The sequence below is a fragment of the Lysobacter enzymogenes genome (genome assembly GCF_017355525.1).
In the GTDB taxonomy this organism is placed as follows: Bacteria; Pseudomonadota; Gammaproteobacteria; order Xanthomonadales; family Xanthomonadaceae; genus Lysobacter; species Lysobacter enzymogenes_C.
Window position 1 is genome coordinate 5160458 of sequence record NZ_CP067395.1, and the last position, 25044, is coordinate 5185501.

Sequence of the window (25044 nt, forward strand, 5' to 3'; positions counted from 1 at the left end):
CGCGGCATACCGCCGCCCCTCGATGCGACGACTCCGATGCTGCATTTCGAACGCCGACTGCAAGAACGCTTCCCGCACTGGTTCCGCGGTCGCCGGGCCGCCCTGACCCGGCCCCTGATCCGGACCATCGGCCGCTGGTCGAAATTCGACCACATCGACCAGTTCCTCAGCGAAACGCAGCATCTGCGCGATTTCGACTTCGTCACCGCCTCGCTGGACTTCGTCCAGGCGCGCTATCTGGTCGACCCGTCCGAACTGCAGCGCATCCCGCGCAGCGGGCGGCTGCTGATCGTCGCCAACCATCCCTCCGGCGCGGTCGACGCGCTGGCCCTGCTCGATGCGGTCGGGCAGGTGCGGCGCGACGTCAAGATCGTCGCCAACGACCTGCTGCTGGCGCTGGACGGGCTGCAGGGCCTGCTGCTGCCGGTGCGCATTCTCGGCGGCCGGCCCAGCGCCGAGAGCCTGCACGCGATCGAAGCGGCGTTGAACGAAGAACAGTGCGTGATCGTGTTCCCGGCCGGCGAAGTCGCGCGGCTGGGCCTGCGCGGGGTCACCGACGGGCGCTGGCAGCGCGGCTTCCTGCGCTTCGCCCGCAAGACCGACGCGCCGGTGCTGCCGGTGCGGATCGAGGCGCGCAATTCGGCGCTGTTCTACGGCGCCTCGGCCTTGTTCAAGCCGGCCGGCACCGCCTTGCTGGCGCGCGAGATGTTCGCCCGTCGCGCGCGCCGGATCGCGCTGCGCATCGGCCGGCCGCTGCATCTGCCGGCGCAGGGCGAGTCCCAGCACCTGCTGCGCGAGATCCGCGCCGAGCTGTACGCGATCGGCACCGCGCGCGAGCGCGCCGCGCCGGTCGGGCCCGAGCCGCTGATCGATCCGGTCGATCCGGCCCTGGTCCGCGCGGGAGTCGAGGCGATGGAGTCGCTCGGCCGCACCACCGACGGCAAGCAGATCCGGGTCGGCACCCTGCGCACCGGCTCGCCGCTGCTGCGCGAGATCGGCCGCCTGCGCGAAACCACCTTCCGCGCGGTCGGCGAGGGCACCGGCCAGCGCCTGGACGTCGACATCTACGACAGCTGGTACGAACACATCGTGCTGTGGGACGAGGCCGAGGCGAAGATCGCCGGCGCCTACCGCATCGCGCGCGGCGGCCGGGTGATCGCCGAGCGCGGCCTGGCCGGGCTCTACACCGCGTCGCTGTTCCGCTACGCCGACGACATGCTGCCGCGGCTGGCGCAGGGCATGGAGCTGGGCCGCAGCTTCGTCGCCCCGGAATACTGGAACAGCCGCAGCATCGACTACCTGTGGCAGGGCATCGGCGCGTACCTGGTGCGCAATCCCGGCGTGCGCTACCTGTTCGGCCCGGTCTCGATCAGCTCGGCGCTGCCGGCCGACGCGCGCGAGCAGATCGTCGCCTACTACGCGCGCTACTACGGCAACCTGGATTCGGACGCGTTCTCCAAGCAGCCGTTCGTGTACCGCGCCGCGCCGCCGCAGTTCGGCGAATTCGACGCCGCGACCGCGTTCCGCGTGCTCAAGGACAACCTCGACGCGCTCGGCAGCGCGGTGCCGATGCTCTACAAGCAGTACACCGACCTGTGCGAACCCGGCGGCGCGCGCTTCCTCGCCTTCGGCGTCGACCCGGCGTTCAGCGACGCGGTCGACGGACTGATCGAAGTGGACCTGCAGCAGCTGCGGCCGAAGAAGCGCGAGCGCTACCTCGGCGCCGCGCGCAACGCCGCACCGGCGCAGGCCCACGCGCCGGACACCTGACCCCGCCACGAGACCGTGCCATGAGCCCCGCCTCGATCGTGCCGTTGCCGTTACGCCGCCGCGCCGTCTTCGTCTCCGACGTGCATTTGGGCTCCAAGCACTGCCATGCGGCGGAATTCGCCGATTTCCTGCAGGGCCTGCGCTGCGACAAGCTCTACCTCGTCGGCGACATCGTCGACCTGTGGTGGATGGCGCAGCGCCGCGCGGCCTGGGGTTCGGCCCAGTACCGGGTGGTCGAGGCGCTGCACGCGCTGGCCCGCGCCGGCACCGAGCTGATCTACGTGCCCGGCAACCACGACCGTTCGATCCGCCGCTTCTGCGGCCTGACCCTGCCGCGCATGCAGGTGCGCCGCCGCGCCATCCACCTCACCGCCGACGGCCGCCGCCTGCTGGTCACCCACGGCGACGACTACGACGCGGTCACCCAGTTCGGCGGCATGCAGGAGAAGTTCGGCGACTGGCTGTACGACCGCATCCTGACCGGCAACAAGCTGACCAACCAGGTGCGGCGGCGGTTCGGCAAGCGCTATTGGTCGCTGGCCGATTTCCTCAAGCGCCAGAGCGGCGCGGCCGAGCGCTACATCTCGCGTTTCGTCCAGGCCGGCCTCGACGATGCGCGCAAGCGCGGGCTCGACGGCATCGTCTGCGGGCATATCCACCGCGCCTCGCTGTTCGAGCGCGACGGCTGCGTCTACGCCAACGACGGCGATTGGGTCGAAAGCCTGACCGCGCTGGTCGAAGATGCCGACGGCACTCTGCGCCTGCTGACCCACACCGGCGAAACCGTGTCGGTGCTGCCGCCGCGCGCGCCGTTGGCGCTGCCGCGGGACGAAGAACTGCCGCACGCGGCGTGAGGGTGGGGGGCTTCGCTCCCGGGCCTCGATGGCCGGCGCATCCGCCCCCCAGGCAGATGCGCTAACCCACGCCCTCCACCGAAGCGCGCAGCGCCGCGCGCGCCAGCAACCGGGTCGAATCCAGCGTCGGCAGCGCCGAATGGGCGTCGTCGATGATCAGCGGAATCTCGGTGCAGCCCAGCACCACCGCATCGCAGCCGCGCGCCTTGAGGTCTTCGATGACGCTCTGGAAGTACGCCACCGTTTCGGGCTTGAACACCCCATAGACCAGTTCGTCCATGATCAGCTGCCCGATCCGCGCGCGCTGTTCGGCGTCCGGGCGCAGGTACTCCAATCCCAGCGCGGCCAACTGCTGCGGGTACACCTCGCTCTCGACCAGCCACTGCGTACCGGTCAGCCCGATCCGGCGGAACCCGCGCGCCTGCGCCTCGCGCGCCACCACTTCGGCGATGTGCAGCCACGGCAGCGGCGAGCGCGGCCGCACGTAGTCCATCGCCTGGTGGATGGTGTTGTCCGGGCAGATCAGCAGCTTCGCGCCGGCGCGTTCGAGCTTGCGCGCCGACGACAGCATCAGCTCGCCGACGCCGTCGAGGTCGCCGCGTTCCAGGCACGCCACGTAGTCGGCCAGCGAATGGCCGTGCAAGGCGATCTCGGGATGCGCGTGCGCGCCGAGCCGCGTCGCGGCTTCGGCGCAGATCGTGCGGTAGCACAGCGCCGCGCCTTCCGAAGAACAGGCGACGATGCCGAGGGGCAGGGCAGTGGACATGCGGGCTCCGTAGCGCGCGGCGAATGCCGCCGGGCCCAACATGCGTGCGCCGGCGCGCCCGCGCAAGCCCGCATCCGGCGGCCTTGCAACGAAAAACAAACACCTTGCCCGAGCCGGCACCGTTAGCATTCCGCATGGATTCTCTGACCCAAATCGTGCTCGGCGCCGCGCTGAGCGCCGCCATCGCTCCTGCGCAACACCGCCGCGCCGCCCTGCTGGCCGGCGCGGCGCTGGGCACCTTGCCGGACCTCGACATCATCCCGGTCAACCTGCTGACCGACGACCCGGTCGCGCGCATGACCTGGCACCGCAGCATCAGCCACTCGTTGCTGGTGCTGCCGTTCGTGGCCTGGGCGGTCTGGGGCTGGTGCCGCGCGCGCGGCGGACGCGTGGCGCAATCGCCGAAGCGCTGGTTCTGGGCGATGCAGGCCGCGCTGCTGACCCATCCCGTGCTCGACGCCTTCACCGTCTACGGCACCCAGCTGTGGTGGCCGCTGCCGGCGCGGCCGACGATGTGGTCGAGCATCTTCATCATCGACCCGCTCTATACCGTGTGGCTGTTGATCGCCTGCGTGTGGGCCTGGTTCGCGCGCGCCTCGCGCACGGCGCAGCCGGCGCTGATGCTGGGGCTGGCCTTGAGCTCGCTGTACCTGGGCGGCTCGCTGTGGGCCAAGCAACGGGTCGAAGCCGCCGCGCAGCCGGCGCTGGCCGCGCTGGGGCTGCAGGACGCGCCGCGTTTCTCGGTGCCGATGCCGTTCACCATCGCGCTGTGGCGGGTGGTGGCGATGACCCCGGAAGGCTATGTCGAAGGCGAGCGTTCGCTGGTCGCCGACCGCGCGCCGATGCAGTTCCGCCTGTATCCCTCCGACGCGCTGGCCTATTCGCAGGTCAGCGGCTATCCGGCGGTGCACCGCCTGCAGTGGTTCAACCACGGCTTCATGAAGGCCGAGGAGCGCGACGGCCGGCTGGTGCTCAGCGACCTGCGCATGGGCGCCGAACCCGACTACAACTTCCGCTTCGCGGTGGCGCAGCGCCAGGGGCCGCAGCAGTGGCGCGAGATCGCGCCGGAGCAGTTGCAATGGCCGTGGGCGGCGGCCGAACGCCTGCCGGCGATGTGGCAGCGGATCTGGCACGAGCCGGCGCCGGTGCCGGTGGCGCAGACCGTCGCCGACGTGCGCCGGCTGCAACGCGCCACGGCGATGCGCTGGCGCAACGAGTTGCGCCCCGGCGCGGGCGGCGGCGGCGAGCCGGCGGACGCCGCGGCGCAGCGCTGAATCGCTGAACCGATCGCCCCCGGGACGCGGGGCGCCGGCCGCGCGGGACCGCTGGCGCATGCCTGCGGTCATGCAAATCTGCATAATCGGGCCGCCGCGGCCCCGGACGGCCGCGCTCCCGACCCCGAGGTAGACCATGCCCCCCACGTTTCCGCGATGGATCGCACGGCGCCGGATCGCGCTTGCGGCCGTCGTCGCCCTTGCGCTCGGCCTCGGCGGCTGCGCCACCTTCATCCGCGGCTCGACCCAGGCGCTGACCGTCGACAGCCTGCCCGCCGGCGCCACCGTCTCGCTGTCCAACGGCGAGCGCTGCACGACCCCGTGCGTGCTCAAGCTCAAGCGCAAGCACCCGGTCGCGGTGGAACTGTGCAAGCCCGGCTACCGCACCGCGCAGACCCTGGTGCGCAGCGAACTCGGCAGCGCCGGCGCGGTGCGCATGGCCGGCAATGCGCTGATCGGCGGCCTGATCGGGGTCGGCGTGGACGCGGCCAGCGGCGCGGCCAAGGACCTGAGCCCGAACGTGCTGGCGGTGCTGCTGGTGGAGGAATCCCCGGGCTGCACCGTGCCGGCGTTCCCGGCGGTGCCCGAGCACGGGCAGACGCCGGAGGAGTACGCGCGGGTCAAGCAAAAGGCCGCGAAAAAATAAGTTCGTATCGCCGGATCGGCGCGCGCGCGGACAAACTGTGACGCCCATTGCAAGAGGTTTGCGGCTGTGGCTTGATACCGCCGCGGCTGGGGAGCCGCCGGGCCAGGCCCGCAATCTTTCAGGGGGTTCACATGCGTCACGCGTCTCGCCGGCTCGCGCCGGCGATCGGTATCGTTTTGTCTCTCGCAGTCAGCGGCTGCGCCACCATCACCCGCGGTTCGACCCAGGCGCTGACCATCAACAGCCTGCCGGTCGGCGCGACCGCGTCGCTGTCCAACGGCGAGCGCTGCACTACGCCGTGCACGCTCAAGCTCAAGCGCAAGCACCCGGTCGCGGTGGAAGTGTGCAAGGCCGGCTACGAGCCGGTGCTGACCCAGGTGCTGAGCCAGGTCGCCGGCGCCGGCGCGGCGGGCATGGCCGGCAACGTCCTGGTCGGCGGCCTGATCGGCGTCGGCGTGGACGCGGCCACCGGCGCGACCAAGGACCTCACCCCGAACCCGCTGTCGGTGACCCTGGCGGCCGGCGAACCCGGTTGCGCTGCGCCGACGTTCCCGGGCGTGCCCGACGGCGGCCAGACGCCGCAGGAATACGCGGCCCAGGCCAAGAAAAAGGCCAAGGGCAAGGCCGAGCCGGCGCAGAAGGCCGAAGCCGCGCAGGGCGAGGCGAAGCAGGCCGACGTCGCCGAAGCCGCCGCGCCGGCCGCGCCCAGCGAAGGCTGAGCGGGCGAGCGTGGAAACGGGGACGCCGCGCGCAAGCCGGCGTCCTCGTCGATTCGGCGGTGATTGCGTCGCGGCCGCCGATGCGGCCGCGGATGCGCTGGGTCAGGCCGCGGCCGGCAAGTCCGGCGCCACGCCGGCGACCAGCGCGTCGAAGTAATCGCGGGTCAGCCGCAGTTGCTGCTCGGCCGATTCGGCGCGGTTGACCACCGCTCGGAAGGCGGCGTTTTCCGGCCGGTCCTTCGCATACCAGCCCAGGTGCTTGCGCGCGATGCGCACGCCCGAGACCTCGCCGTAGAACGCGTGCAGGTGTTCGAGATGGCCGATCAGGATGTCGCGGATTTCCTCCAGCGACGGCGGCGGCAATTCCTCGCCGTGTTCGAGGAAGTGGGCGATCTCGCGGAAGATCCACGGCCGCCCCTGCGCCGCGCGGCCGACCATGACCGCGTCGCAGCCGGTGTGGGCGAGCACGAACGCGGCCTTGCGCGGCGAATCGATGTCGCCGTTGGCCAGCACCGGAATCGACAGCTGCGCCTTGATCGCGGCGATGGTGTCGTACTCGGCGGTGCCGGTGTATTGCTGGTCGCGGGTGCGCCCGTGCACCGCCAGCGCGGCGATGCCGGACTGTTCGGCGATGCGCGCGATCATCGGCGCGTTGCGCTGGTCGTGGTCCCAGCCGGTGCGGATCTTGAGCGTGACCGGCACGTCGACCGCGCCGACCACCGCCTCGAGAATCCTCGCCACCAGCTCCGGCTCGCGCATCAGCGCCGAACCGGCCCAGGCGTTGCAGACCTTCTTGGCCGGGCAACCCATGTTGATGTCGACGATCTGGGCGCCGTGATCGACGTTGTAGCGCGCCGCATCGGCCATGATCTGCGGCACGGTGCCGGCGATCTGCACGCTGATCGGGTCCGGCTCGCCGGCGTGGTCCATGCGGTGGCGCGACTTGGCCGTGGTCCAGAAGCGCGGGTCGCTGGTGGTCATCTCCGACACGCACAAGCCGGCGCCCAGGCGCTTGCATAGCACCCGGAACGGTTTGTCGGTGACGCCCGCCATCGGAGCGAGGACCACCCGGGGGGCGATGGTGTGGGAGCCGATGCGCATGGCGCGCATTGTAAGCCACCCGGCCGCGGTGGGCCGGGGGCGAGCGCCGGGCCGGCCGGCGCAGGCGGTGCGGCTCAGGGCGAGGTGTCTTCGACCTTCAGCGACGGGCCGTTTTCCTTGACCGAAGCGATGCCGCCGTCGCGGCCGCTGGCGTCCTTGTACATCTGGCTGTTGCCGATGACCAGGCCGTTGCTCGCCGTCAACAGGAAGTACAGACGGCCGTCGGCGGCCTGCTTGCGCTCGTAGCGCGCGTCGATCTGGCTGTTCTTGCGCGTCGACTCGATCCCTTCCAGCGCCGAGGCCTTCTGCTTGTAGCTCTCGCTGCTGAGGATCACCTGGCCGTTGCCGGCCTTGAGCACGAAGTGGTACTGCCCGTTGCTCTGCTTGCTGATGACGTACTTGCCTGCCATGTCCGATCCCTCGTGTTTGGCGCCGCCGCGGCGGCGGAACGATCCTGCGGTGCACGCGCATAAGACGTACACGAGCTAAGAACGCGGTTGTGAAGCCGGACCGGACGTGCGCGGACGATGCGGGGACGCAACAAGCTTTTTTCGCCGGCGGAAAGCCGTGCGCGAGAGGAAAAAGCGGGACGGCGTCAGCGCGAGCCCGAAGCTGTCGTGGGCGGGCCTTCAGGCCCGACGCTTCGGTTCCGGATCGCGGCTCAGCGCCCGCGGCGTCGGCGCCAGAACAGGAAGCCGGTGACGAGCAGGAACGGCGGCATCAATCCGGTCAGCGCGATCGACACCTGCCACACGCGCCCGCCGACGAAGCCGCCGTGCAGCGGATACATCGCCTCGTACGCGCGCGCGCCGGGCCCTTGCCGGGTCGCGTCCAAGCTGCCGAGCACCGCGCCGCGGTAGGGATCGATCCAGACCATGCTGCGCCCGACCGGATGCCACTCGTCGACGGCGCGCGCGCGGATCGTGACCAATCCGCTGTCTTTCTTCGGCAAGCCGATCCGGCGCAACTGCGCGCCCGCAAGCGGCGCGCCGGGCGCGACCGCGGCGTCGGCGGCGCGCAGCACCGCGGCCCAGTCGATCGCCGCGTCCGCGCGCGCGGCCAGTTTCGGCGGCTTGGGCGGCTTGGCTTCGGCGAACGCCGCGCGCAAGGCGCTGCGCGCGATTTCGTCGTAGACCATCGCGGTGCCGGTCAGCGCCGCCAGCAAGGTCAGCGGCAGCAACCACAGGCCGATGCCGCGATGCCAGCTCAGCCAGCGCCGCGTCGGCGGACCGCGGTACCACTTCAGGCTCGCCGCCAGCGCCGACCAGCGCGGCCACCACAGGTACAGGCCGCTGAGCAGCATGAACACCGCGACGATGCCGACTACGCCGAGCACCTGCTCGCCGTTCTTGCCGGCCAGCAGATGGGTGTGCCAGTCGCGCAGCCACAGGATCAGGTCGTTGCCGGTGTTGCGGGTCAGCAACAGTTCGCCGCTGGCCGGGTCGAAATAGCGCCGCTCGTTGTTGGGGAAATAGCCTTGCCACACCGGGAACGCGTCGCTCGGCAAATCGAGCGAGCTCATGCCCTGGCTCTGCCAGTGCGCGACGATCCGCTCCAGCGCCTGCGCGCGTTGCTGCGGGGTCGTCTGCGCATCGCGCTGCAACTGCGGATACGCCCACAGCCCCAGTTCGCGCTGGAACGTCAGCACCGTGCCCGACAACGCGACCAGCGCGAACAGCGTGCCCAGGCTCAGGCCCAGCCACAGGTGCAGCCACTTCAGCGCCGCGCGCAGGCGGCGCGGCTTGGGCTTGGATGGTGCGGCAGTGGCCTGGCTGGCGTTCATGGCTCGGCGCGTGGAGTGGAGACGACGATCAGAAGCGGTGCGACCAGCTCAGGTTGAGCACGCGGCCGCGGCCGGCCACGTAGGTGTCGTTGCGCGGCGTGCTCTGCGAGTAGTAGGTCACGTACTGCTCGTCGAACAGGTTTTCCACGCCGACGTTGAGCTGGCCCAGCGGCAGCTTGAAGCGGCCTTGCAGGTCGACGGTGGTATAGCCGTCGGCGCTGGCCACGCGCACGCCCTTGGCGTCGAAGTCGCGGTCGATCGAGCGGCTGCCTTGCAGACGGGTGGCGAACCAGTCGTTCCAACTCTGGTCCCAGAACGCGGTGACGCGGTCGGGGCTGATGTTGACGCCCGGCAGATCGCTGTCGACGCGGTCGTCGCCGTCGCTGTCGTAGCGGCCCTTGCCGCGCGCGTAACCCAGGCCGACGCGGCCGGCGTCGGAGAACTGGAACGCGACGTTGCCTTCGATGCCGCGGATTTCGGTGCGCTCGCGCACGACGAAATAGCTCTGGGTGTTGCGGTCGAACTGCAGGCGCGAGCCGAGGTCGGAATCGGACCAGTACGCGGCCAGGTGCGCGAGCCAGCGGCCGTTGTCGAAGTCGACGCCGATTTCGCGGTTGTCCGACACCACCGGCGACAGGTCGACCAGCTTGTCCACGCTCTGGTTCGGCGTGGTGATGCCGCGCAGCACCCGGCCGATGTCGGCGACGGTGTAGCCCTCCGAGTACGAGGCGTAGAACTTCAGCGCGTCGGTGGCTTCGAACACGATGCCGTAGTTCGGCAGGGTTTCGCGGGTCTTGGGCTTGCCGCCGCGGACGAAGCGGCTGCCGCCGGCGTTGGCCGGAATGGTGCTGAAATCGCCGACCTTGAGCTCGCCGCGCTCGTGGCGCACGCCCGCGGTCAGCATCACCTTGTCGGCGACCCACCACTCGGCCTGCAGGAACGGCGACCACGATTCGTACTGGGTTTCCGGCACCCACTTGAGCTGCGACACCACCAGCTCCTGGTAGGTCTTGTCGCGGTTCCAGTCCAGGCCGACGATCGCGCGCAGGCGCTGGCCGAACAGGTTGTCGCGCGACCAGCTGAACTTGCCGCCGACTTTTTCCGACACGTTCTGCGACTGGTCCCACCAATGCAGGTCGCGGCCGTCGCGCCAGAAATCTTCCCAATCGGTGGCGCCGTACAGGCCCTTGAAGTCGACCCAGAACAGCTGCGCGTTGAGATAGCCGCCGGCCAGCGACTTGTCGGTGTAGTCCAGCACCACCGAGGTCGAGCGGTTCTGCGGCCCGCGGCCTTCGCGGCTGCCGCGCGCGGAGGTCGCGAGCTTGCCGGTGCGGATGTCGCCGTTGACGGTGATGTAGTCGTTGTTGCCGCGCAACTGGTAGCGGTTCGCGGTCAGTTGCAGGCGCTTGTCCTCGTCGATGTCCCAGCCGGCCTTGGCGAACAGGTTGTAGCTGCGCGCGTCCATCAGGTCGCCCTGGATGTCGTTGACCGCGATCGCCTTGCCGTTGCCGTCGTAAAACAGCCCTTCGCTGGCGTAGGACGCGCCGCCGACGAAATCCACGTCGCCGCTGCGGGTGCCGAACACGTACGACGCGCGGTAGCCGACGCTGTCGCTTTGCTTCGGCAGCGCGCTGCTGACGCCGACGTTGACGTCCTGGAACATCGCGCCGTCTTCGCGCGGGGCGCGCTTGGTGATGATGTTGATGATGCCGCCGGACGCGCCCAGGCCCTGTAGCGCGTTGGCGCCGTGGATGACTTCGATGCGTTCGATCATCGCCGGATCGATGGTGTGGCCGTCGCGGCCGCCTTCGCGCAGCGGGGTCGACTGCGGCACGCCGTCGACCAGGTACAGCGGCTTGCGCCCGCGCAGGGTTTCGCCGGCGTTGGTCAGCTTCTGCCGCGAGGGCGAGAACGAGGGGATCAGGTTGGCCAGGATCTGCGACACGTCCTGGGTCACCGCCAACTGCTGCTTGAGCTGCTCGGCGTCGATCACGGTGATGGTGTTGGCCAGCGCCGCTTCCGAATTGGGCATGCGGCTGGTGCTGGCCGAGACGGTGACGCGATCGAGATCCTTGGCCTCGTCGGCGTGGGCGACGGGCGCGACGAGGACGGCCAGCACGGCGCTGGCGAGAAGCTGGGGACGGAGCATGGGGAGGGCGGGCCTGAGAACTGCGACAGGGCTCGCATGTTAATGCGAACCATTCTCAGATCAAGGGCCGCGGATCGGGTGGGGCGGGGGAGAGGCCCGCGTTGGATCAAAAGACGAGTCGTTTCAATCGCTTAGCCGGAGTGGTGCGGGTGCGCGAGTTCGCCGGAACCGAGGCTTGCGCCGCGGAAGGTCGCTCCGCGGTCGCGGCTTGCGCCGCTCCTACAGGTGGATCGCGTAGCGGCCCTACCTGCTGTGGGGCGGCGACCGCGACAACGTAACGACGACGAAACATCCGATGCGGGGTCAGGCCGCAACGCAACCTGCGACCTCAGCCGAACCGCGCCCGCACCTCGCCATCGCGCGGCATCGCCGCCGCCGCGCCCGCGCGTTCGGTCGACAACCCGGCGAAGCGCACCGCATAGCGCACGTGTTCGCCGAACGCCGCCTGCGCCGCGCGCGCCAGCGAGGCCGCCAGCGCGCCGTTGAAGGCATCGCCCGCGCCGGTGGTGTCGACGGCCTTCACCGCCGCCGCCTCGCAGCGATAGAACGCCTGCGCATCGCCGCGCAGCGCGCCGTCGGCGTGCGAGACGAAGCAGCCCGACTTGCCCAGGGTGACGACCACGCTGCCGTGCGCCAGCAACTGCCGGCAATGCGCGTGCAGCGCCGCATCGTCGAGGCCGGCCAGCGCGTCCGGGTCCAGCGCCGCGCCGCCGCGCCGCTGCAACTGCGCGCAGAACTCGGTTTCGTTCGGCGTGGCGATGTCGGTCAGCGCCCACAGCGCGTCGCTGGCCAGCGCATCGGCCGGGGCCGGATTGAGCAGGGTCGATCCGCCGGCATCGCGCGCGCGCGCGAACGCGGCCACGGCCGATTCCAGCGGGGTTTCCAGTTGGGTCAGCACCACCTGCGCGGCGTCCAGCGCCGCCGCGTGCTCGGCGACGAAGGCCGGCGACAGCTCGGCGTTGGCGCCGGGGCCGATCACGATGCTGTTGCGGCCGTCTTTGTCGACGTAGATGCCGGCGGTGCCGGTCGGCTGCGCGCTGCGCAGGTCGCGCAGGTCGATGCCGTCGCCGGCGGCGAGCGCGCGCGCCAACTGGCCGCCGGCGTCCTCGCCGAGCGCGCACACGAACGCGGTCGCCGCGCCCGCGCGCGCCGCCGCGGTGGCCTGGTTGAAGCCCTTGCCGCCGGGGCCGGTGTGGTAGGTGCCGGCCAGGGTTTCGCCCGGGCGCGGCAACTGCGCCAGCGCCCACACGTGGTCGACGTTGAACGAGCCGACGACGACGACGCGGCCTTGCTTGGAATCGCTCATGGCTTACGACGCGAAGTGGGTCAGCACGCCGGCGATGGTCGCGGTCATGAAAGTGGCGATCGAGCCGCCAAGCACCGCGCGCAGGCCGAACCGGGCCAGGTCCTGGCGGCGTTCCGGGGCGAGCCCGCCGATGCCGCCGATCTGGATCGCGATCGAGGAGAAGTTGGCGAAACCGCACAGCGCATAGGTCGCGATCAGGCGGCCTTCCTCGCTGAGGCTCACGCCCGACACCTTGCCGTTCACGATGTCGGCCAGATGGGTGTAGGCGACGAATTCGTTGAGCACGACCTTCTCGCCGATCAGCCCGCCGACCACGTTGGCGTCGGCCCACGGCGTACCGATGACCCAGGCGATCGGCGCCAGCACGAAGCCGAGGATGGTCGACAGGTCGGTCGGCTTGCCGATCGCCGCGGCCAGACCGGTCTGCTCGCCGATCCAGGTCAGCGGCGCGTTGATCAGCGCCATCAGGGCGATGAAGGCCAGCAGCATCGCGCCGATGTTCAGCGCCAGGCGCAGGCCGTCGCCGGCGCCCGCGGCGGCGGCGTCGATGATGTTGGCGGTGTTCTTTTCCACTTCCATCTTGATCGTGCCGCGGGTCAGCGGCTCGCCGGTTTCCGGAATCAGGATCTTGGCGATCACCAGCGTCGCCGGCGCCGCCATGATCGAGGCCGCCAGCAGGTGCTTGGCGTAGAACGCCTGCGCCGCCGGATCGCCGGCGCCGAGCATGCCGACGTAGGCCGCGAGCACGCCGCCGGCGATGTGGGCCATGCCGCCGATCATCATCGTGATCAGCTCCGACTCGGTCATTTTCGGAATGTACGGGCGCACCGTCAGCGGCGCCTCGGTCTGGCCGATGAACACGCTGGCGCAGACGCTGGTGGTTTCCGCGCCGGACACGCGCATGACCTTGGTGATCGCCCAGGCCATGCCGCGCACCACCGCCTGCATCACGCCCAGGTGGTACAGCACGCCCATCAGCGCGGAGAAGAAGATGATCGTCGGCAGCACCTGGAAGGCGAAGATGAAGCCGAATTTGCTGACGTCCATGAGGTCGCCGAAGATGAACTTCGAACCGGCGCCGACGAATTCCAGGACCTTGACGAAGCCCTTGCCGATCGCGTCGAACACGTCCTTGCCGCCCGGCACCAGCAGCACCACCGCGGCGAACGCGATCTGCAGGGTGATGCCGGTGGCGACCAGCTTCCAGTCGACCTTGCGGCGGTTGACCGAGAACACCCAGGCGATGCCGACGAGCACCGCCAGACCGAACAGGCCGAAGCCCACGCGCAAAATCGAATCCACTCCACTCTCCCCGGGCGCCGGAGCCCCGGCGGCTTTTGGACGTCTAATAGTCGGCGCAGCCTAGAGGCAGAGCGTGCCAGCGGCAAGCCGCGGCGCAGCGCAGGCGCGAAAACCGGCGATTTTAGCGGTGCGGCGGCCCGGATGGGCGGTCGATCGGCGCTCGCGGCGGCGCGCGCAGGCCCGGCCGGGCGCTGCGGAAGCGGCCGGAAATCGCTGGAGACGGGAAAAACCGCGGTCTGGCGCGCTCGCGCGCGGCGCGGAGGCGGCCAAACGCGCCGACCACGCCGAGTTAGGCCGAATCGTTCATCCGGCCCGCGCGGCGGTCAAAGATCGCGCGCCACCACCCGGTTGCGGCCGGATTGCTTGGCCCGTTGCAGGCGCTGGTCGGCGCGCCGCAGCAGCCGCGACAGGTCGCCGCCTTCCTGCGGAAACGTCACCAGCCCGGCGCTGAAGCTCAGCCACAGCGGCTCGGCGCCGCGGCCGGGTTCGAACGGACGCTCGGCCACGCTGCGGCGGATCGCGTCGACTTCCTCGAACGCGGTGCCCAGCGGCTTGCGCATCACCAGCAGGAATTCGCCGCCGGACAGCCGCACCAGCCATTCGCTGGGTTCGGCCTGCTCGCGCAGCACCGCGACCAGATGGCGCAGGCTGCGGTCGCCGAGGCGGTGGCCGTAGTCGTCGTTGATGCGTTTGAAATGGTCCAGGTCGATCAGCGCCAGGGTCAGGCTGCCGCCGTCGCGGCGCACCGCGTCGAACAGGCGCGGGATGCGATGGGTCAGCCAGGTCCGGTTCGGCAGCCGGGTCAGGCCGTCGGTGCCGGACATCTCGATCAGCCGCTGCATGCGGTAGACGACCATCGAGGTGGCCAGGGTCATCATCGCCAGCAGCACCAGGCGCTGGGTCTGGCTGCCGACGGTGACCGCGCCGTAATCGCTGGACATCAGGTCCTCGGGCGAACCGGCGGCGGCGAACACCCACAGCACCAGCAGGCCGTATTGCAGCAGCGCCAACACGCCGGAGAACAAGGTCACCCGGCCGTCGCTGCGCAGCGCGGTCATCAGGATCGCGAGCAGATAGCCGCACCACACGATCAGGCTGTTGAGCCCGGCCGGCAGGTGCTGCACCGCCAGCATCGCCAGCACCGCGGTGGTCGCGGTGACGTCGAAGGCCGCGGTGCAGAACGGCAGCCAGCGGTAGCGGCGCTGGCGCCGCGCCAGCCCCAGCCACAGTTGCGAGAACACGTTGACGAAGACCGCGCCGCCCAGGCCGATCAGGGTTTCCTTGACGCTGCCGCCGCCGAGCGCGTTGAACAGCGGCAACAGCAGCAGCATCGCCGCCAGCACCGCGCGCAGCCGCGCCACCAGCAGTTCGCCGCCGGCGCCGATCTCGAGCATGATTTCGTCCGGGCGCGACAGCAGCGCGATCAACACGTTGCGCATCCGTCCGCCTATGCCCTGGTACATCCCCATCCTTCGATCCCGGCGGCCCCGCGCGAGCATAGCGCGAGCGCGGCTCGGCGCTGCGTGGGCGAGCGCGCGGTTCCGGGCAATCGGGCGCCGCGCCGGGGCAGGCGCGGCGCCCGGGAACGATCAGCCGATGCCGCGGATCGCCACCCACAGCGCCAGCGCGGCGAACACCGCGGCGGCGACCAGGCGCGCGGTCTTCAGCGGCAGGCGGTCGGCGAAGCGGGCGCCGAGCAGGGCCACCGGCACGTTCGCCAGCAGCATGCCGACGGTGGTGCCGACGATCACCGCCCACAGCGGCTCGTAGCGGGTCGCCAGCAGGACCGTGGCGACCTGGGTCTTGTCGCCGATTTCGGCGAAGAAGAACGCGATCGTGGTGGCGATGAAGGCGCCGCGCGCGGAGAACTGGGTCTCGCCCTCGTCGAGTTTGTCCGGCTTGAGCGTCCACAGCGCCACCGCCAGGAAGCTTGCGGCGACCACCCAGCGCAGGATTTCGGGCTTCAGGAACGCGGCGACCAGGGTGCCGAACCAGGCCGCGAGCGCGTGGTTGAGCAAGGTGGCCAGCAGGATGCCGGCGATGATCGGGATGGGCTTGCGGAAGCGCGCGGCCAGCAACAGGGCCAGCAACTGCGTCTTGTCGCCGATTTCGGCCAACGCGACGGTGCCGGTCGACACGGCGGTAGCGACGACCCAGGCCGGGAGGAGGGACAGATCCATGAGAGCTCCAGGGTCGGGCATTCGCGTGGACGCGAAGGCAAACGCCGCGCGGCCCGACCCGGGTACGCACAACGCCTGCCTTCGGTCTTGCCCGTGGTCGCTGGCTCGAGGTCCGTGGACGCTCGCGCTGGCTGCCGCTCATGCGCCATGGCCTGCTGGCCAAGTGTGTTGACGCATGCCCCCGCGAGCCGAAGCCAGCGGGTGGGCTACTCCCCGGAGGAGGAAAGTGCGCGCATTGTAGCCACATCGGCAGCGGCCTGCAGCAAATGAGAGGCTTTCGCGCTTGCGAGCGTTCTCATGCGGTCGAGCGCCGATATCGGGGCCGACCGCAGCGGTGCAGCTCCGCCGTAGCTTCCGAAGTCCGGTTGCCCGCAGTCCACGGCTGTCACTCCATGGCCCCAAGTACGTCGTCCCGGCGAAAACCGGAATCCACAAGATCCAGCCGTTGCCGTTGCCGTTGCCGTTGCCGTTGCTGTTGTGCCTGCTCGTGCTCGCCTCCGAGCCGAAGCAACTGCCCGCAGACCCGAAGGGCGCGCGCATGGATGCGCGCGTGCGGGACCGGGGCAGGATGCCCCTTGTCCCGCATCCCTGCGCAACTGACGAGCCATGGTGGCTCTTGATTCGAAGAACAAGGAAAGCGCCTTTCTTTGGTTACTTTCTTTGGCAAGACAAAGAAAGTGACCCGGCCGCTTGCGGACGGAAGCTCTGGATTTTCGCTTGTCGTCGCTCGTTGCTTCGACAAGAGAAAAAGCAACGACAAAACACATTCCGACTTCTGCCGGAATAAAAGCCCGAGAGTCGCGCGACCCCCAAGAAGCTCAGCGAAGCAGCGCCACCACGACCCACATCGCTCTCATCGTCTCCCGCAGCGCCCAAAGCCAAACCGCATCACCGGCAGCTACTGCGAACACGCCGGCGTATCCCCCCCATCCTCGCCATACAACGCCGCAAAACTCGCCGGCATGATCCGCGGCGACCGCTGCAACGGCGGCTTCACCGCAGCGAAGTAATCGCGCTGCCATTGCGCCGCCAGCGCCGCCGCCGCCGGCTCCAGCGCCGCGTCGCGCGCAGCCGGCGGATCCGCAGGTTTAGCGGTCAGCCGCGCCACCAGCAACCGCATCGCCCGCGCCTTGGCCGGATCGTTGGCGATCAGGCCGGAGGTGGGCGAGGAATCGTCGCTGTAAGCCGCCATCAGATCGAACAGCGCCGGAACGTAGCCCGCTTCGAACGAAAGCTGCAGCAAGGCGCCGGCCTCGCCGCGCCAGCGATCGAACTCGGGCGTGTTGATGTGGGAGAAATCCAGCAGGACCGAATCGCCGCGCGCGTAGCGGTACATCGCCTCGGGTTCGCCGGCCAGCGCGGCCTGGCGCAGATAGCGGTTGCCCTGGCGCCAGGCGTCGCTGTGCGCGTCGCGGCATTCGGCCAGGACCCGGCGCGCGCGGTCTTCCATCCGGGTCATGTAGGCGCGTTGGTCCGGCGCCAGGCTGGCGCTGGCGTTCTGCTCGGCCGAGGCCAGCAGTTGCTGCGCGGCCGAGGTGTCGGCGCAGCGCAGCAGGTCGACGCCGAGCTGGCAGGCGGCGCGGCTGTCGCCGGCGTCGGCGCGCTGCCGCAGTTCGTTCTGGCGGCGCTGGCGGTAGTCGCTCGGCGCGGGCTCCGGCGCGGCCGGCATGGACGCGACGGGCGCGCTCGGCGCGAGCGCCGGCGCGGCTTCGATCGGCGGCGCGGCCGCTGCCGGCGCCGCATCGCTGCCGCGCCACAGTTGCCAGCCCAACAATGCGACCGCGATCGCGATCAAACCTGCGAGCCAAATCCGGATGCCGGGGTTCATCGTCCGCTGCCTGACCTCGTCGATGCGTTCACCGGCGTAGCATGCCCGCAATCGACCATCGGATTCGGAGCCTTGCTATGCAATACCGTCGACTGGGTTCGTCCGGGCTGCGGATTTCCGCCTTGTCCTTCGGCGCATGGGTCACCTTCGGCGCGCAGATCGGCCGCGACACCGCGCGCGAGCTGATCGCCGCGGCCTGGGACCACGGCGTCAATTTCTTCGACAACGCCGAGGGCTATGCCAACGGCGAGGCCGAACGGGTGATGGGCGAGGCGATCGCCGAACTGAAGCTGCCGCGCGACGGCTATTGCGTATCGAGCAAAGTGTTTTTCGGCGCCGAAGAAGAACCGCGGCCGACCCAGCGCGGCCTGTCGCGCAAGCATGTCACCGAAGCCTGCCATGCGGCGCTGCGGCGGCTGCGGGTCGACTATCTGGACCTGTACTTCTGCCATCGCCCGGACCCGGACGCGCCGGTCGAAGAAACCGTGTGGGCGATGGACACGCTGATCCGCCAGGGCAAGGTGCTGTACTGGGGCACCTCCGAATGGCCGGCGGCGCTGATCCGCGAGGCGCACAAGATCGCCCGCGCCCAGCACCTGCACGCGCCGACGATGGAGCAGCCTCAGTACAACCTGCTGCACCGCGAACGGGTCGAACTGGAATACGCGCCGCTGTACGCGGAACTGGGACTGGGGACGACGATCTGGTCGCCGCTGGCCTCAGGCCTGCTGACCGGCAAGTACCGCGGCGGTTTCGACGGCGGCGACCGGCTCGGCCACGCCGACAAGGAATGGCTGCGGCGGATCGCGGTCGGCGATTCCGGCCAGCGCCGGATCGAGCGGGTGACCGCGTTCGTCGAACTGGCGGCCGAACTCGGCGTGGCGCCGGCGTCGCTGGCGATCGCCTGGTGCCTGCGCAATCCGCACGTGTCGACGGCGATCCTCGGCGCGAGCCGGGTGGAGCAACTGCTGCAGAACCTCGCGGCGGTCGACGTGAAGCTCGAAGACGCGGCCTGGCAGCGGGTGGAAGCCGTCACCGCCTGAGTCGTTCGGCATCCCCTGTAGGAGCGGCGCGAGCCGCGACCGCGCCAGGCCAACTGCGGCGCAAGCCGGTCATCGCCGTCGGGGAGCGGGTTTGGCGGCCTCCCAGGGGTAGGGGACGGGCGGCGTAGTTGGATTGGCGCGGTCGCGGCTTGCGCCGCTCCTACAGGGGCGGCAGCCGGCTTCCGCCGACGGGCGGTTTGACCGGGCTCGCAAAATCGCGCAATCGCGTGTTGACTGGCAAATGAGAATCATTATCATCATTCGGGAGCCCACCCCCGAACGAGTCACCGCCATGTCTCTGCGCAATCCCGTGCTGCAGCTGAAGCCCCGTACTGATCGTTCCCTGACCGCGGTCGCCCCGCCGGTCGCCTCGGTCGCGCCGGCCGCCGCCGCGGCGGTCGTCGCGGCCGCCCAGGCCGGACTGGTCGAGAGCGCGGCCCTGCTGCGCGGCGCCCGCGAAGTCCTGATCCGCCACGGCGGCGAGGTCTATCGCCTGCGCCACACCCGCAACGACAAGCTGATCCTGACCAAGTAACCCCCGTCCCGGCGCGCCCCCGCCCAGCCCGCTCGGCAACATCCCCTCACCCACGTCGGTCCAGATTCCCCAAGCCCAAGGCCTTACCGCCCCAGGCCCCCGGAACCCGAACCGCGTTGCCGAGCCCGCCGCACCCGGCCGCCCCATCGCGCAAGCACCACCCGCACCGCGCCCGCCCCGGGCGCGGTGCGGTGCGTCGGTCCGCCGACTTGCCAGCACCTCTCTCCAAGGCTGCCAGCCCCGTCTCTCTCCGGATGCCAGCTCGCCTCGGTTCTTACGTTTTCCATCCAACCGAGTCGAAGAATGTCCCGCGTCCATACCCTGGCTGCGTCCGCGCGCCACGTTTCCGCTTCCGCCGTCCCCGCGCGCTCCGCGCTGGCCCTCGCCCTGTTGCTGGCGCTGCCGGCCGCGCACGCCGCCGATGCGCCCGACGCCGCCGGCGGCGAGGTCAACGAACTCAATCGCGTGGTGGTCAGCGCGACCCGTACCGAGCGCGCCGTGCAGGACGTGCCGGCGACGGTCAGCGCGATCGACCGCGAGCGCATGGACAACGAACTGACCCGCAACATCCGCGACCTGTTCCGCTACGAGCCGGGCATCGACGTCGGCGGCAACCGCGAGCGCTTCGGCCTCGGCGACATCCGCATCCGCGGCCTCGGCGGCAACCGCGTGCGCGTGCTGGTCGACGGCGTGTCGGTGTCGGACGGCTTCTCGATCGGCAGCTTCTCCAACGCCGGGCGCAACTTCGTCGATCTGGACACGGTCAAGGAAGTCGAAATCGTGCGCGGCCCGTCGAGCGCGCTGCACGGCTCCGACGCGCTCGGCGGCGTGGTCTCGTTCGTGACCAAGGATCCGGCGGACTACCTGAAAGACGGCGCCAAGTCGTACTTCGGCTTGAAGCTCGGCGCCGAAAGCCAGAACGAAGGCATTTACGGCAGCGCCACCGCCGCGTTCGCCGGCGACCGCTGGTCCGGCCTGGTCGTGGTCAACCACCACCAGGGCAAGGAAACCGAGAACCAGGGCGACAACGACGCCCACGACAGCAGCCGCACCCGCGCCAATCCGCAGAGCTTCGAAGGTCGCAGCCTGCTGACCAAGCTGGTGTACGCGCCGAGCGAGAACCAGCGCTTCCGCCTGACCGTGGAAGGCAGCGAAGACCGCACCACCACCGATGTGTTCAGCGCGCTCGGCCTCAGCGCGCTGACCCCGGGCCTGCCGCCGACCGCGCCGCGCACGCGGGTGCTGTCGATGGCCGGCAACGACCACCAGACCCGCGCCCGCGTTTCGTTCGCGCACGAAATCGATGCGCTCGACAGCGCGCTGGCCGATTCGCTGAGCTGGCAGGTCTACCGCCAGGACAGCGAGACCACCCAGCGCACCCGCGAGCAGCGCGCCAGCGTCGTCGGCGGCCGCGACACCAGCCCGTCGCTGCGCCTGCGCGAGTTCAACTTCGACCAGCGCGTCTACGGCGCCGAAGCCACCGCGCACAAGGACTTCGCCACCGGCTCGGTCGAGCACACGCTGACCTACGGCTTCGAATACGAGCAGACCGAATTCCGCCAGAAGCGCGACGGCCGCTCGGTCAACCTGACCACCGGCGCGGTCAGCACCACGATCTCGCCCGACGCGTTCCCGGTGCGCGATTTCCCGATCAGCAAGACCCGCAACGCCGGCGTGTTCGTGCAGGACGAAATCCGCTTCGCCGACGGCGCGTTCCGGCTGGTGCCGGCGGTGCGCGTGGACCGCTACGAGCTCAAGCCGCAGAGCGATGCGATCTGGAACGGCGACAACCCCGGGGTCAAGATCAGCGACCTGAGCAAGACCAGCGTGTCGCCGAAGCTCGGCGCGGTCTGGCATTTCGCCGAAGACTGGTCGCTGTACGGCGGCTACCAGCGCGGCTTCCGCGCGCCGCCCTACAGCGACGTCAACCTCGGCTTCACCAACCTGCAGTTCGGCTACACCGCGATTCCGAACCCGAACCTCAAGCCGGAAACCAGCAACGGCTACGAGCTGGGCCTGCGCTACAGCGGCAAAGCGGTGTACGCGCAGCTGTCGGGCTACTACAACGACTACAAGGACTTCATCGAATCCAACCGCCAGGTCAGCGCACCGCCGCAGACGCCGCTGATCGTGTTCCAGTCGCAGAACGTCGACAAGGCGCGCATCCGCGGCGTCGAACTGCGCGGCGGCGTCGACTTCGGCGAGCTGTATCCGTCGCTGGCCGGCTGGTCGACGCGTTTCGCCGCGGCCTACAGCAAGGGCGAGGACAAGAGCGACGGCCGTCCGCTGGAATCGATCGCGCCGCTGACCGCGACCGTCGGCGTCGCGTACGACCGCGAAAGCTGGGGCGTGGAACTCGCCGGCCGCTTCGCCCGGCACAAGACCGACCTGCCCGAGGCCGGCCGTTTCGCCGCGCCGGGCTACGGCGTGCTCGACTTGCTGGCGCACTGGAACTTCGCCCCGGGCGCCAAGTTCAACGTCGGCGTGTTCAACCTCGGCGACAAGAAGTACTGGGACAACGGCGACGTTCCGGGCGCGCTGACCGCGAGCAGCCGCATCCTCGACCGCTACACCGCGCCGGGCCGCAACGTCGGCGCCAGCGTGGCGGTGAGCTGGTAAGCCGTGCGCGCGGCGCCGTCGTCCGCGTTCGCCTTGCTGCCCGGTCACGCCGGGCTGCGCGCAGCGCTGCCCGCGCCCGAGCGGCTGGCGGCGGTGGCGACGGTGCTGTGCCTGCATCCGCGCCGCCAGCGCGACGCCCTCGCGGGTTGGCTGGCGGCGCGCGATGCGCGGCGCCTGGACCAGGGCGAGGACGGCGGCGCTTGCGAAGCGCTGTCGTTCCGCGACGCCGGCGGGCGCGAATGCTGGCGGCTGTACCTGCTCGCCGACAGCGATTTCCTCGCCTGGGACGATGCCGCCGCGGCGTTGTCCCCGGCGCCCGCGCGCGCCGGCGCGTGGGCCGCGGCCGCGCGTTGGCTGCGCCGCCTGCGCGGCGGCTGGCGCGCGCAGGCGCTGCGTTTGAGCGTGCTGCGCGACGAAGCCGGGCATTGCGTGTTGTTGGCCGATGCGGCGGCGCTGTCGCCGCTGGGGCTGACCCAGGCGCGACGGATCGCCGCCGCGGCCGGAGCGCGCCTGGACGAGCGCGCGCATGCGTGTTGCTGCCTGACCTCGGCCTCGGCCTCGGCCTCGGCGCCGTCCCTCCGGCATTGAGCGCCGGGCGTTTTCATCCTTACTTATCTGTTTACAGCCAAAGAGCCAAACGAGACCTCATGAACCTTCGTCATTTCCGCGCCAGCGCGCTGGCCGCCTGCCTGCTCTCCAGCCCGCTGGCCCTGGCCCAGCCCGTCGCCGCGACCGCCGCCGACCCGGCCCGCGACCGCGCCTCGATCCTGGCCATGCAGGGCGAATACATCGTCGACTTCGCCTTCGACGAAACCGTGCTGCTCAAGCCCGGCTATGAGCGCGCCCCGGCCATGCGCAGCGGCGGCAACGAGACCGTGATCGTGGTCGAGGACAGCCCGACCAAGCTGGTGCTGCAGCACATCCTGGTCGACGGCAAGAGCGGCCACGTGACCAAGCACTGGCGTCAGGACTGGACTTACGAGGCGCCGCAGCGCTTCGAATTCAGCGCCGATCAGACCTGGCACGTGCGCAAGATTCCGGCCGAGCTCAACCGCGGGGCCTGGACCCAGTGCGTGTACGAAGTCAGCGACGCGCCGCGCTACTGCGGCACCGGCCGCTGGGACTACGACGGCGGCGCCGCCACCTGGACCAGCGACCCGAGCTGGCGTCCGCTGCCGCGGCGCGAATACACCAAGCGCAGCGACTACAACGCGATCGTCGCGATCAACCGCCACACCCTGACCCCGAACGGCTGGACCCACGAGCAGTTCAACACCAAGGTGCTGCGCAAGCCCGACGGCAGCCAGGAACCGCTGGCGCGCGAGTTCGGCTTCAACGATTACGTCAAGACCAAGGACGTGGACTTCAAGCCGGCCTACACCTACTGGAAGGCGACCCAGGGTTTCTGGGGCAAGGTGCGTCAGCGCTGGGACGCGTACCTCGGCAAGGCGCCGGGCGTGCGGCTCAAGACCAAGATCGACGGCATGGCGATGATCATTCCGCTGTTCGGGCAGGCCGAAAAGCTGGAGAAGGGCGGCAAGGTCGCCGACAAGGACATCGACGCGGTGTTCGCCAAGTGGGTGACCGCAGCGCCGGCCGAGTAAGCGGCGCGCAGTTTCCGACCATGCCGGCGACGGAGCGCGGGCGTCGGAGCGATCGATCGGAACGGCCGGGCAGGATGCCCGGCCTTTTTCTTTGCCGCGCCGCACTGCGGACGAAGAAAAGCCGGGCCGGTGCGCAACGCCGCCGGCCCGGCCAGGGGAAACGCGTCGCTCAGTCGACCCGGTAGTCGTGCGTCAACGCGGCCAACGGCGCCGGTGCGGCAGGCGCCGCCGCGACTTTGCCCTTCGGCGGCGGCGGCGGCGGAGGCGGCGGAGGCGGCGGAACGGGCGGAGCAGGCGGTACCGGCGCCGGCGGCGGCGGCGGGGGAGCCGGCGGCGCGGGCGGCACCCAGGCCACCGCCTTGGGCACGCTCAGCTTGAGCTTGGCGCTGCTGCGGTCGCGCAGGTAGCCGATCTCGACCTGCGCGCCGTCGGCCTTGCCGCGCAGCGCGTCCATCGTCTCGCGCGGAGTGTCGACGTTGCGGCCGTCGACGCTCTGGATCACGTCGCCGGCTTCCAGCCCCTTCAGCGCGGCCGGCGCGCTGAGCACCAGCACGCCGCGCTGGGCGCCGAAGTAGCGGCCGAGCTTGGGATCGACCGAGGCCAGGTTGAGCCCGCTCCAGCGCATCGCCTCGCTGATCAGCGGCAAGGTGCAGGCGGGATCGCCCGGCGTGCTCTTGTCCTTGCGCTGGCACTGCGGATTCGGGCCGATGCGGTAGATCTCGGTGCGCATGCCCGGCGCCACCGCGGCCTCGGCCGCCGGCGTGGCGCGTTCGATCCGCATCGTGCGCAACTGGGTGTTGGTGACGTATTCGGTGCCGTCGGGGTTGCGGTAGACCATGACCCGCTCGCCGACCTGCGGCGCGACCTCGACCGTGGCCTCGCGCTGGTCGCGCAGGTAGCGGATGCGCACGGGCTTGCCGACTTCGAGCTTGCCGACCAGCGCGCGCGCTTCCTTCAGGCGCGCCTCGCCGCTCTTGCCGGCGAGCTTGCGCTCGTCGACCGCGAGCAGCCGGTCGCCGCTGCGCAGGCCGGCGCGCGCCGCGGCGCTGCCGGGCGTGACCGCGAGGATGTTGACGCCGCCGCGTTCGTCCGGGGCGAGGATCACGCCGAGCTGCGGGCCGCGCAGGTCGTCGCTGATGAGTACCGGGCCGAACGGCGGCGGCTGCGGCACGGCGCCGGCGGGATACGCGTCGCGGCGCATTTCCAGCACGATCGGCCGCGCCTGCGCGAGCAGCCGCGGCGCGCCGGCATCGTCGCTGCTGAAGAAGTAGCTGCCGGCGTCGCTGGCGACGACCGTCCGCAACGGCCGGGTGTCGCGCGTGCGCGCGTCGGCCGGGCGGGCGGGGACGAGCTCGATTCGTTCGACGACCGTGGCGAGCGGGCCGGCGCGCACGGCGTCGGCCGGAGCCGCAGCGGCGGCCGCTGGCGTGCCGGTGACAGCGGCGCCGGCGGCGGGAACCGCGAGCGCGCCGCCGATCGCGGCGGCCAGCAGGGCGGGGAGCAGGAAGCGGGACGACATGGCGGTCTCCAGGGAAAAGTGGGTGCGGCGGTTCGGCGCGTCGGGC

The 25044-nt window shown here is 70.5% G+C and carries 20 protein-coding genes and 2 pseudogenes; 10 read left to right on the plus strand and 12 right to left on the minus strand.

What is annotated here, in order from left to right; translation table 11 throughout:
• Positions 1–36 precede the first annotated feature (36 nt).
• Complete coding sequence (locus tag JHW38_RS21810) at positions 37–1770, plus strand: lysophospholipid acyltransferase family protein (RefSeq protein ID WP_207526464.1); 1734 nt, start codon at positions 37–39, stop codon at positions 1768–1770.
• 20 nt (positions 1771–1790) lie between these two features.
• Positions 1791–2624: a UDP-2,3-diacylglucosamine diphosphatase gene (locus JHW38_RS21815; RefSeq protein WP_207523387.1), complete on the plus strand. Its 834-nt coding sequence runs from the start codon at positions 1791–1793 to the stop codon at positions 2622–2624.
• Positions 2625–2685: 61 nt separating this feature from the next.
• On the opposite strand, the gene JHW38_RS21820 is transcribed toward JHW38_RS21815, so the two are convergent.
• On the minus strand, positions 2686–3390 hold the full coding sequence (locus tag JHW38_RS21820) for an aspartate/glutamate racemase family protein (RefSeq protein WP_207523388.1): 705 nt from the start codon (positions 3388–3390) through the stop codon (positions 2686–2688).
• 134 nt (positions 3391–3524) lie between these two features.
• Between JHW38_RS21820 and JHW38_RS21825 the strand changes: the two genes are divergently transcribed.
• The 3 genes from JHW38_RS21825 to JHW38_RS21835 all read left to right on the plus strand — a co-directional run bounded on the left by JHW38_RS21825 (position 3525) and on the right by JHW38_RS21835 (position 6029).
• Positions 3525–4664: a metal-dependent hydrolase gene (locus tag JHW38_RS21825; protein WP_207523389.1), complete on the plus strand. Its 1140-nt coding sequence runs from the start codon at positions 3525–3527 to the stop codon at positions 4662–4664.
• A gap of 136 nt (positions 4665–4800) precedes the next feature.
• Positions 4801–5310 (plus strand): PEGA domain-containing protein, encoded by a 510-nt coding sequence (locus tag JHW38_RS21830; RefSeq protein WP_207523390.1) that lies wholly within the window; start codon positions 4801–4803, stop codon positions 5308–5310.
• Positions 5311–5441: 131 nt separating this feature from the next.
• A complete protein-coding gene (locus JHW38_RS21835; RefSeq protein WP_207523391.1) occupies positions 5442–6029 on the plus strand; it encodes a PEGA domain-containing protein in 588 nt (195 codons plus the stop codon).
• Positions 6030–6131: 102 nt separating this feature from the next.
• Here JHW38_RS21835 and dusB read toward each other — a convergent pair whose 3' ends face one another.
• From dusB to JHW38_RS21880, 10 genes and pseudogenes are all read right to left on the minus strand, one after another.
• Positions 6132–7130 carry a tRNA dihydrouridine synthase DusB gene (dusB, locus tag JHW38_RS21840; protein ID WP_207523392.1) on the minus strand — a complete coding sequence of 333 codons (999 nt, stop codon included), beginning with the start codon at positions 7128–7130 and terminating at the stop codon, positions 6132–6134.
• Between the two features lie 74 nt (positions 7131–7204).
• A complete protein-coding gene (locus JHW38_RS21845; protein WP_207523393.1) occupies positions 7205–7540 on the minus strand; it encodes a YegP family protein in 336 nt (111 codons plus the stop codon).
• Between the two features lie 185 nt (positions 7541–7725).
• Positions 7726–7791 (minus strand): annotated as a pseudogene (locus JHW38_RS26080) (DUF6053 domain-containing protein); the annotation flags it as partial.
• On the minus strand, positions 7792–8913 hold the full coding sequence (locus JHW38_RS21850; RefSeq protein WP_207523394.1) for a PepSY-associated TM helix domain-containing protein: 1122 nt from the start codon (positions 8911–8913) through the stop codon (positions 7792–7794).
• A gap of 28 nt (positions 8914–8941) precedes the next feature.
• Positions 8942–11062, minus strand: a complete 2121-nt coding sequence (locus JHW38_RS21855) for a TonB-dependent receptor (RefSeq protein ID WP_207523395.1) — start codon at positions 11060–11062, stop codon at positions 8942–8944.
• 328 nt (positions 11063–11390) lie between these two features.
• The gene (locus JHW38_RS21860) at positions 11391–12368 is read right to left on the minus strand and encodes a ribokinase (RefSeq protein ID WP_207523396.1); all 978 of its coding nucleotides are present in this window, start codon (positions 12366–12368) and stop codon (positions 11391–11393) included.
• Between the two features lie 3 nt (positions 12369–12371).
• Positions 12372–13670, minus strand: coding sequence for a NupC/NupG family nucleoside CNT transporter (locus tag JHW38_RS21865; protein ID WP_207523397.1), 1299 nt, complete (start codon positions 13668–13670; stop codon positions 12372–12374).
• Between the two features lie 323 nt (positions 13671–13993).
• Positions 13994–15133 carry a GGDEF domain-containing protein gene (locus JHW38_RS21870; RefSeq protein ID WP_207523398.1) on the minus strand — a complete coding sequence of 380 codons (1140 nt, stop codon included), beginning with the start codon at positions 15131–15133 and terminating at the stop codon, positions 13994–13996.
• A 126-nt stretch (positions 15134–15259) separates the two neighbouring features.
• Positions 15260–15850: a TMEM165/GDT1 family protein gene (locus tag JHW38_RS21875; protein WP_207523399.1), complete on the minus strand. Its 591-nt coding sequence runs from the start codon at positions 15848–15850 to the stop codon at positions 15260–15262.
• 898 nt (positions 15851–16748) lie between these two features.
• Positions 16749–17678 carry a hypothetical protein gene (locus JHW38_RS21880; RefSeq protein WP_207523400.1) on the minus strand — a complete coding sequence of 310 codons (930 nt, stop codon included), beginning with the start codon at positions 17676–17678 and terminating at the stop codon, positions 16749–16751.
• Positions 17679–17755: 77 nt separating this feature from the next.
• Between JHW38_RS21880 and JHW38_RS21885 the strand changes: the two genes are divergently transcribed.
• The 5 genes and pseudogenes from JHW38_RS21885 (at position 17756) to JHW38_RS21905 (ending at position 23479) form a co-directional block, all read left to right on the plus strand.
• Entirely contained in the window at positions 17756–18721 is a 966-nt protein-coding gene (locus JHW38_RS21885) for a potassium channel beta subunit family protein (RefSeq protein WP_207523401.1), read from the plus strand.
• 427 nt (positions 18722–19148) lie between these two features.
• A pseudogene (gene hemP, locus JHW38_RS26085) lies at positions 19149–19256 on the plus strand (hemin uptake protein HemP); the annotation flags it as partial.
• A 303-nt stretch (positions 19257–19559) separates the two neighbouring features.
• Complete coding sequence (locus JHW38_RS21895; RefSeq protein WP_428995268.1) at positions 19560–21875, plus strand: TonB-dependent hemoglobin/transferrin/lactoferrin family receptor; 2316 nt, start codon at positions 19560–19562, stop codon at positions 21873–21875.
• 33 nt (positions 21876–21908) lie between these two features.
• On the plus strand, positions 21909–22463 hold the full coding sequence (locus tag JHW38_RS21900; RefSeq protein WP_207523403.1) for a Hemin transport protein: 555 nt from the start codon (positions 21909–21911) through the stop codon (positions 22461–22463).
• Between the two features lie 59 nt (positions 22464–22522).
• A complete protein-coding gene (locus JHW38_RS21905; RefSeq protein ID WP_242691031.1) occupies positions 22523–23479 on the plus strand; it encodes a DUF6607 family protein in 957 nt (318 codons plus the stop codon).
• A gap of 169 nt (positions 23480–23648) precedes the next feature.
• Here JHW38_RS21905 and JHW38_RS21910 read toward each other — a convergent pair whose 3' ends face one another.
• Positions 23649–24998 (minus strand): PDZ domain-containing protein, encoded by a 1350-nt coding sequence (locus JHW38_RS21910; RefSeq protein WP_207523404.1) that lies wholly within the window; start codon positions 24996–24998, stop codon positions 23649–23651.
• Between the last annotated feature and the right edge of the window lie 46 nt (positions 24999–25044).

Excerpts from the sequence above, each read along its gene's own strand:
- JHW38_RS21815 (WP_207523387.1), top strand. The coding sequence starts at position 1,791 with ATGAGCCCCGCCTCGATCGTGCCGTTGCCGTTACGCCGCCGCGCCGTC.
- JHW38_RS21895 (WP_428995268.1), top strand. The coding sequence starts at position 19,560 with ATGTCCCGCGTCCATACCCTGGCTGCGTCCGCGCGCCACGTTTCCGCT.
- JHW38_RS21810 (WP_207526464.1), top strand. The coding sequence starts at position 37 with ATGCTGCATTTCGAACGCCGACTGCAAGAACGCTTCCCGCACTGGTTC.
- JHW38_RS21845 (WP_207523393.1), bottom strand. The coding sequence starts at position 7,540 with ATGGCAGGCAAGTACGTCATCAGCAAGCAGAGCAACGGGCAGTACCAC.
- JHW38_RS21830 (WP_207523390.1), top strand. The coding sequence starts at position 4,801 with ATGCCCCCCACGTTTCCGCGATGGATCGCACGGCGCCGGATCGCGCTT.
- JHW38_RS21835 (WP_207523391.1), top strand. The coding sequence starts at position 5,442 with ATGCGTCACGCGTCTCGCCGGCTCGCGCCGGCGATCGGTATCGTTTTG.
- JHW38_RS21855 (WP_207523395.1), bottom strand. The coding sequence starts at position 11,062 with ATGCTCCGTCCCCAGCTTCTCGCCAGCGCCGTGCTGGCCGTCCTCGTC.
- JHW38_RS21875 (WP_207523399.1), bottom strand. The coding sequence starts at position 15,850 with ATGGATCTGTCCCTCCTCCCGGCCTGGGTCGTCGCTACCGCCGTGTCG.
- JHW38_RS21910 (WP_207523404.1), bottom strand. The coding sequence starts at position 24,998 with ATGTCGTCCCGCTTCCTGCTCCCCGCCCTGCTGGCCGCCGCGATCGGC.
- JHW38_RS21870 (WP_207523398.1), bottom strand. The coding sequence starts at position 15,133 with ATGTACCAGGGCATAGGCGGACGGATGCGCAACGTGTTGATCGCGCTG.
- JHW38_RS21885 (WP_207523401.1), top strand. The coding sequence starts at position 17,756 with ATGCAATACCGTCGACTGGGTTCGTCCGGGCTGCGGATTTCCGCCTTG.
- JHW38_RS21860 (WP_207523396.1), bottom strand. The coding sequence starts at position 12,368 with ATGAGCGATTCCAAGCAAGGCCGCGTCGTCGTCGTCGGCTCGTTCAAC.
- JHW38_RS21825 (WP_207523389.1), top strand. The coding sequence starts at position 3,525 with ATGGATTCTCTGACCCAAATCGTGCTCGGCGCCGCGCTGAGCGCCGCC.
- dusB (WP_207523392.1), bottom strand. The coding sequence starts at position 7,130 with ATGCGCATCGGCTCCCACACCATCGCCCCCCGGGTGGTCCTCGCTCCG.
- JHW38_RS21850 (WP_207523394.1), bottom strand. The coding sequence starts at position 8,913 with ATGAACGCCAGCCAGGCCACTGCCGCACCATCCAAGCCCAAGCCGCGC.
- JHW38_RS21880 (WP_207523400.1), bottom strand. The coding sequence starts at position 17,678 with ATGAACCCCGGCATCCGGATTTGGCTCGCAGGTTTGATCGCGATCGCG.
- JHW38_RS21820 (WP_207523388.1), bottom strand. The coding sequence starts at position 3,390 with ATGTCCACTGCCCTGCCCCTCGGCATCGTCGCCTGTTCTTCGGAAGGC.
- JHW38_RS21905 (WP_242691031.1), top strand. The coding sequence starts at position 22,523 with ATGAACCTTCGTCATTTCCGCGCCAGCGCGCTGGCCGCCTGCCTGCTC.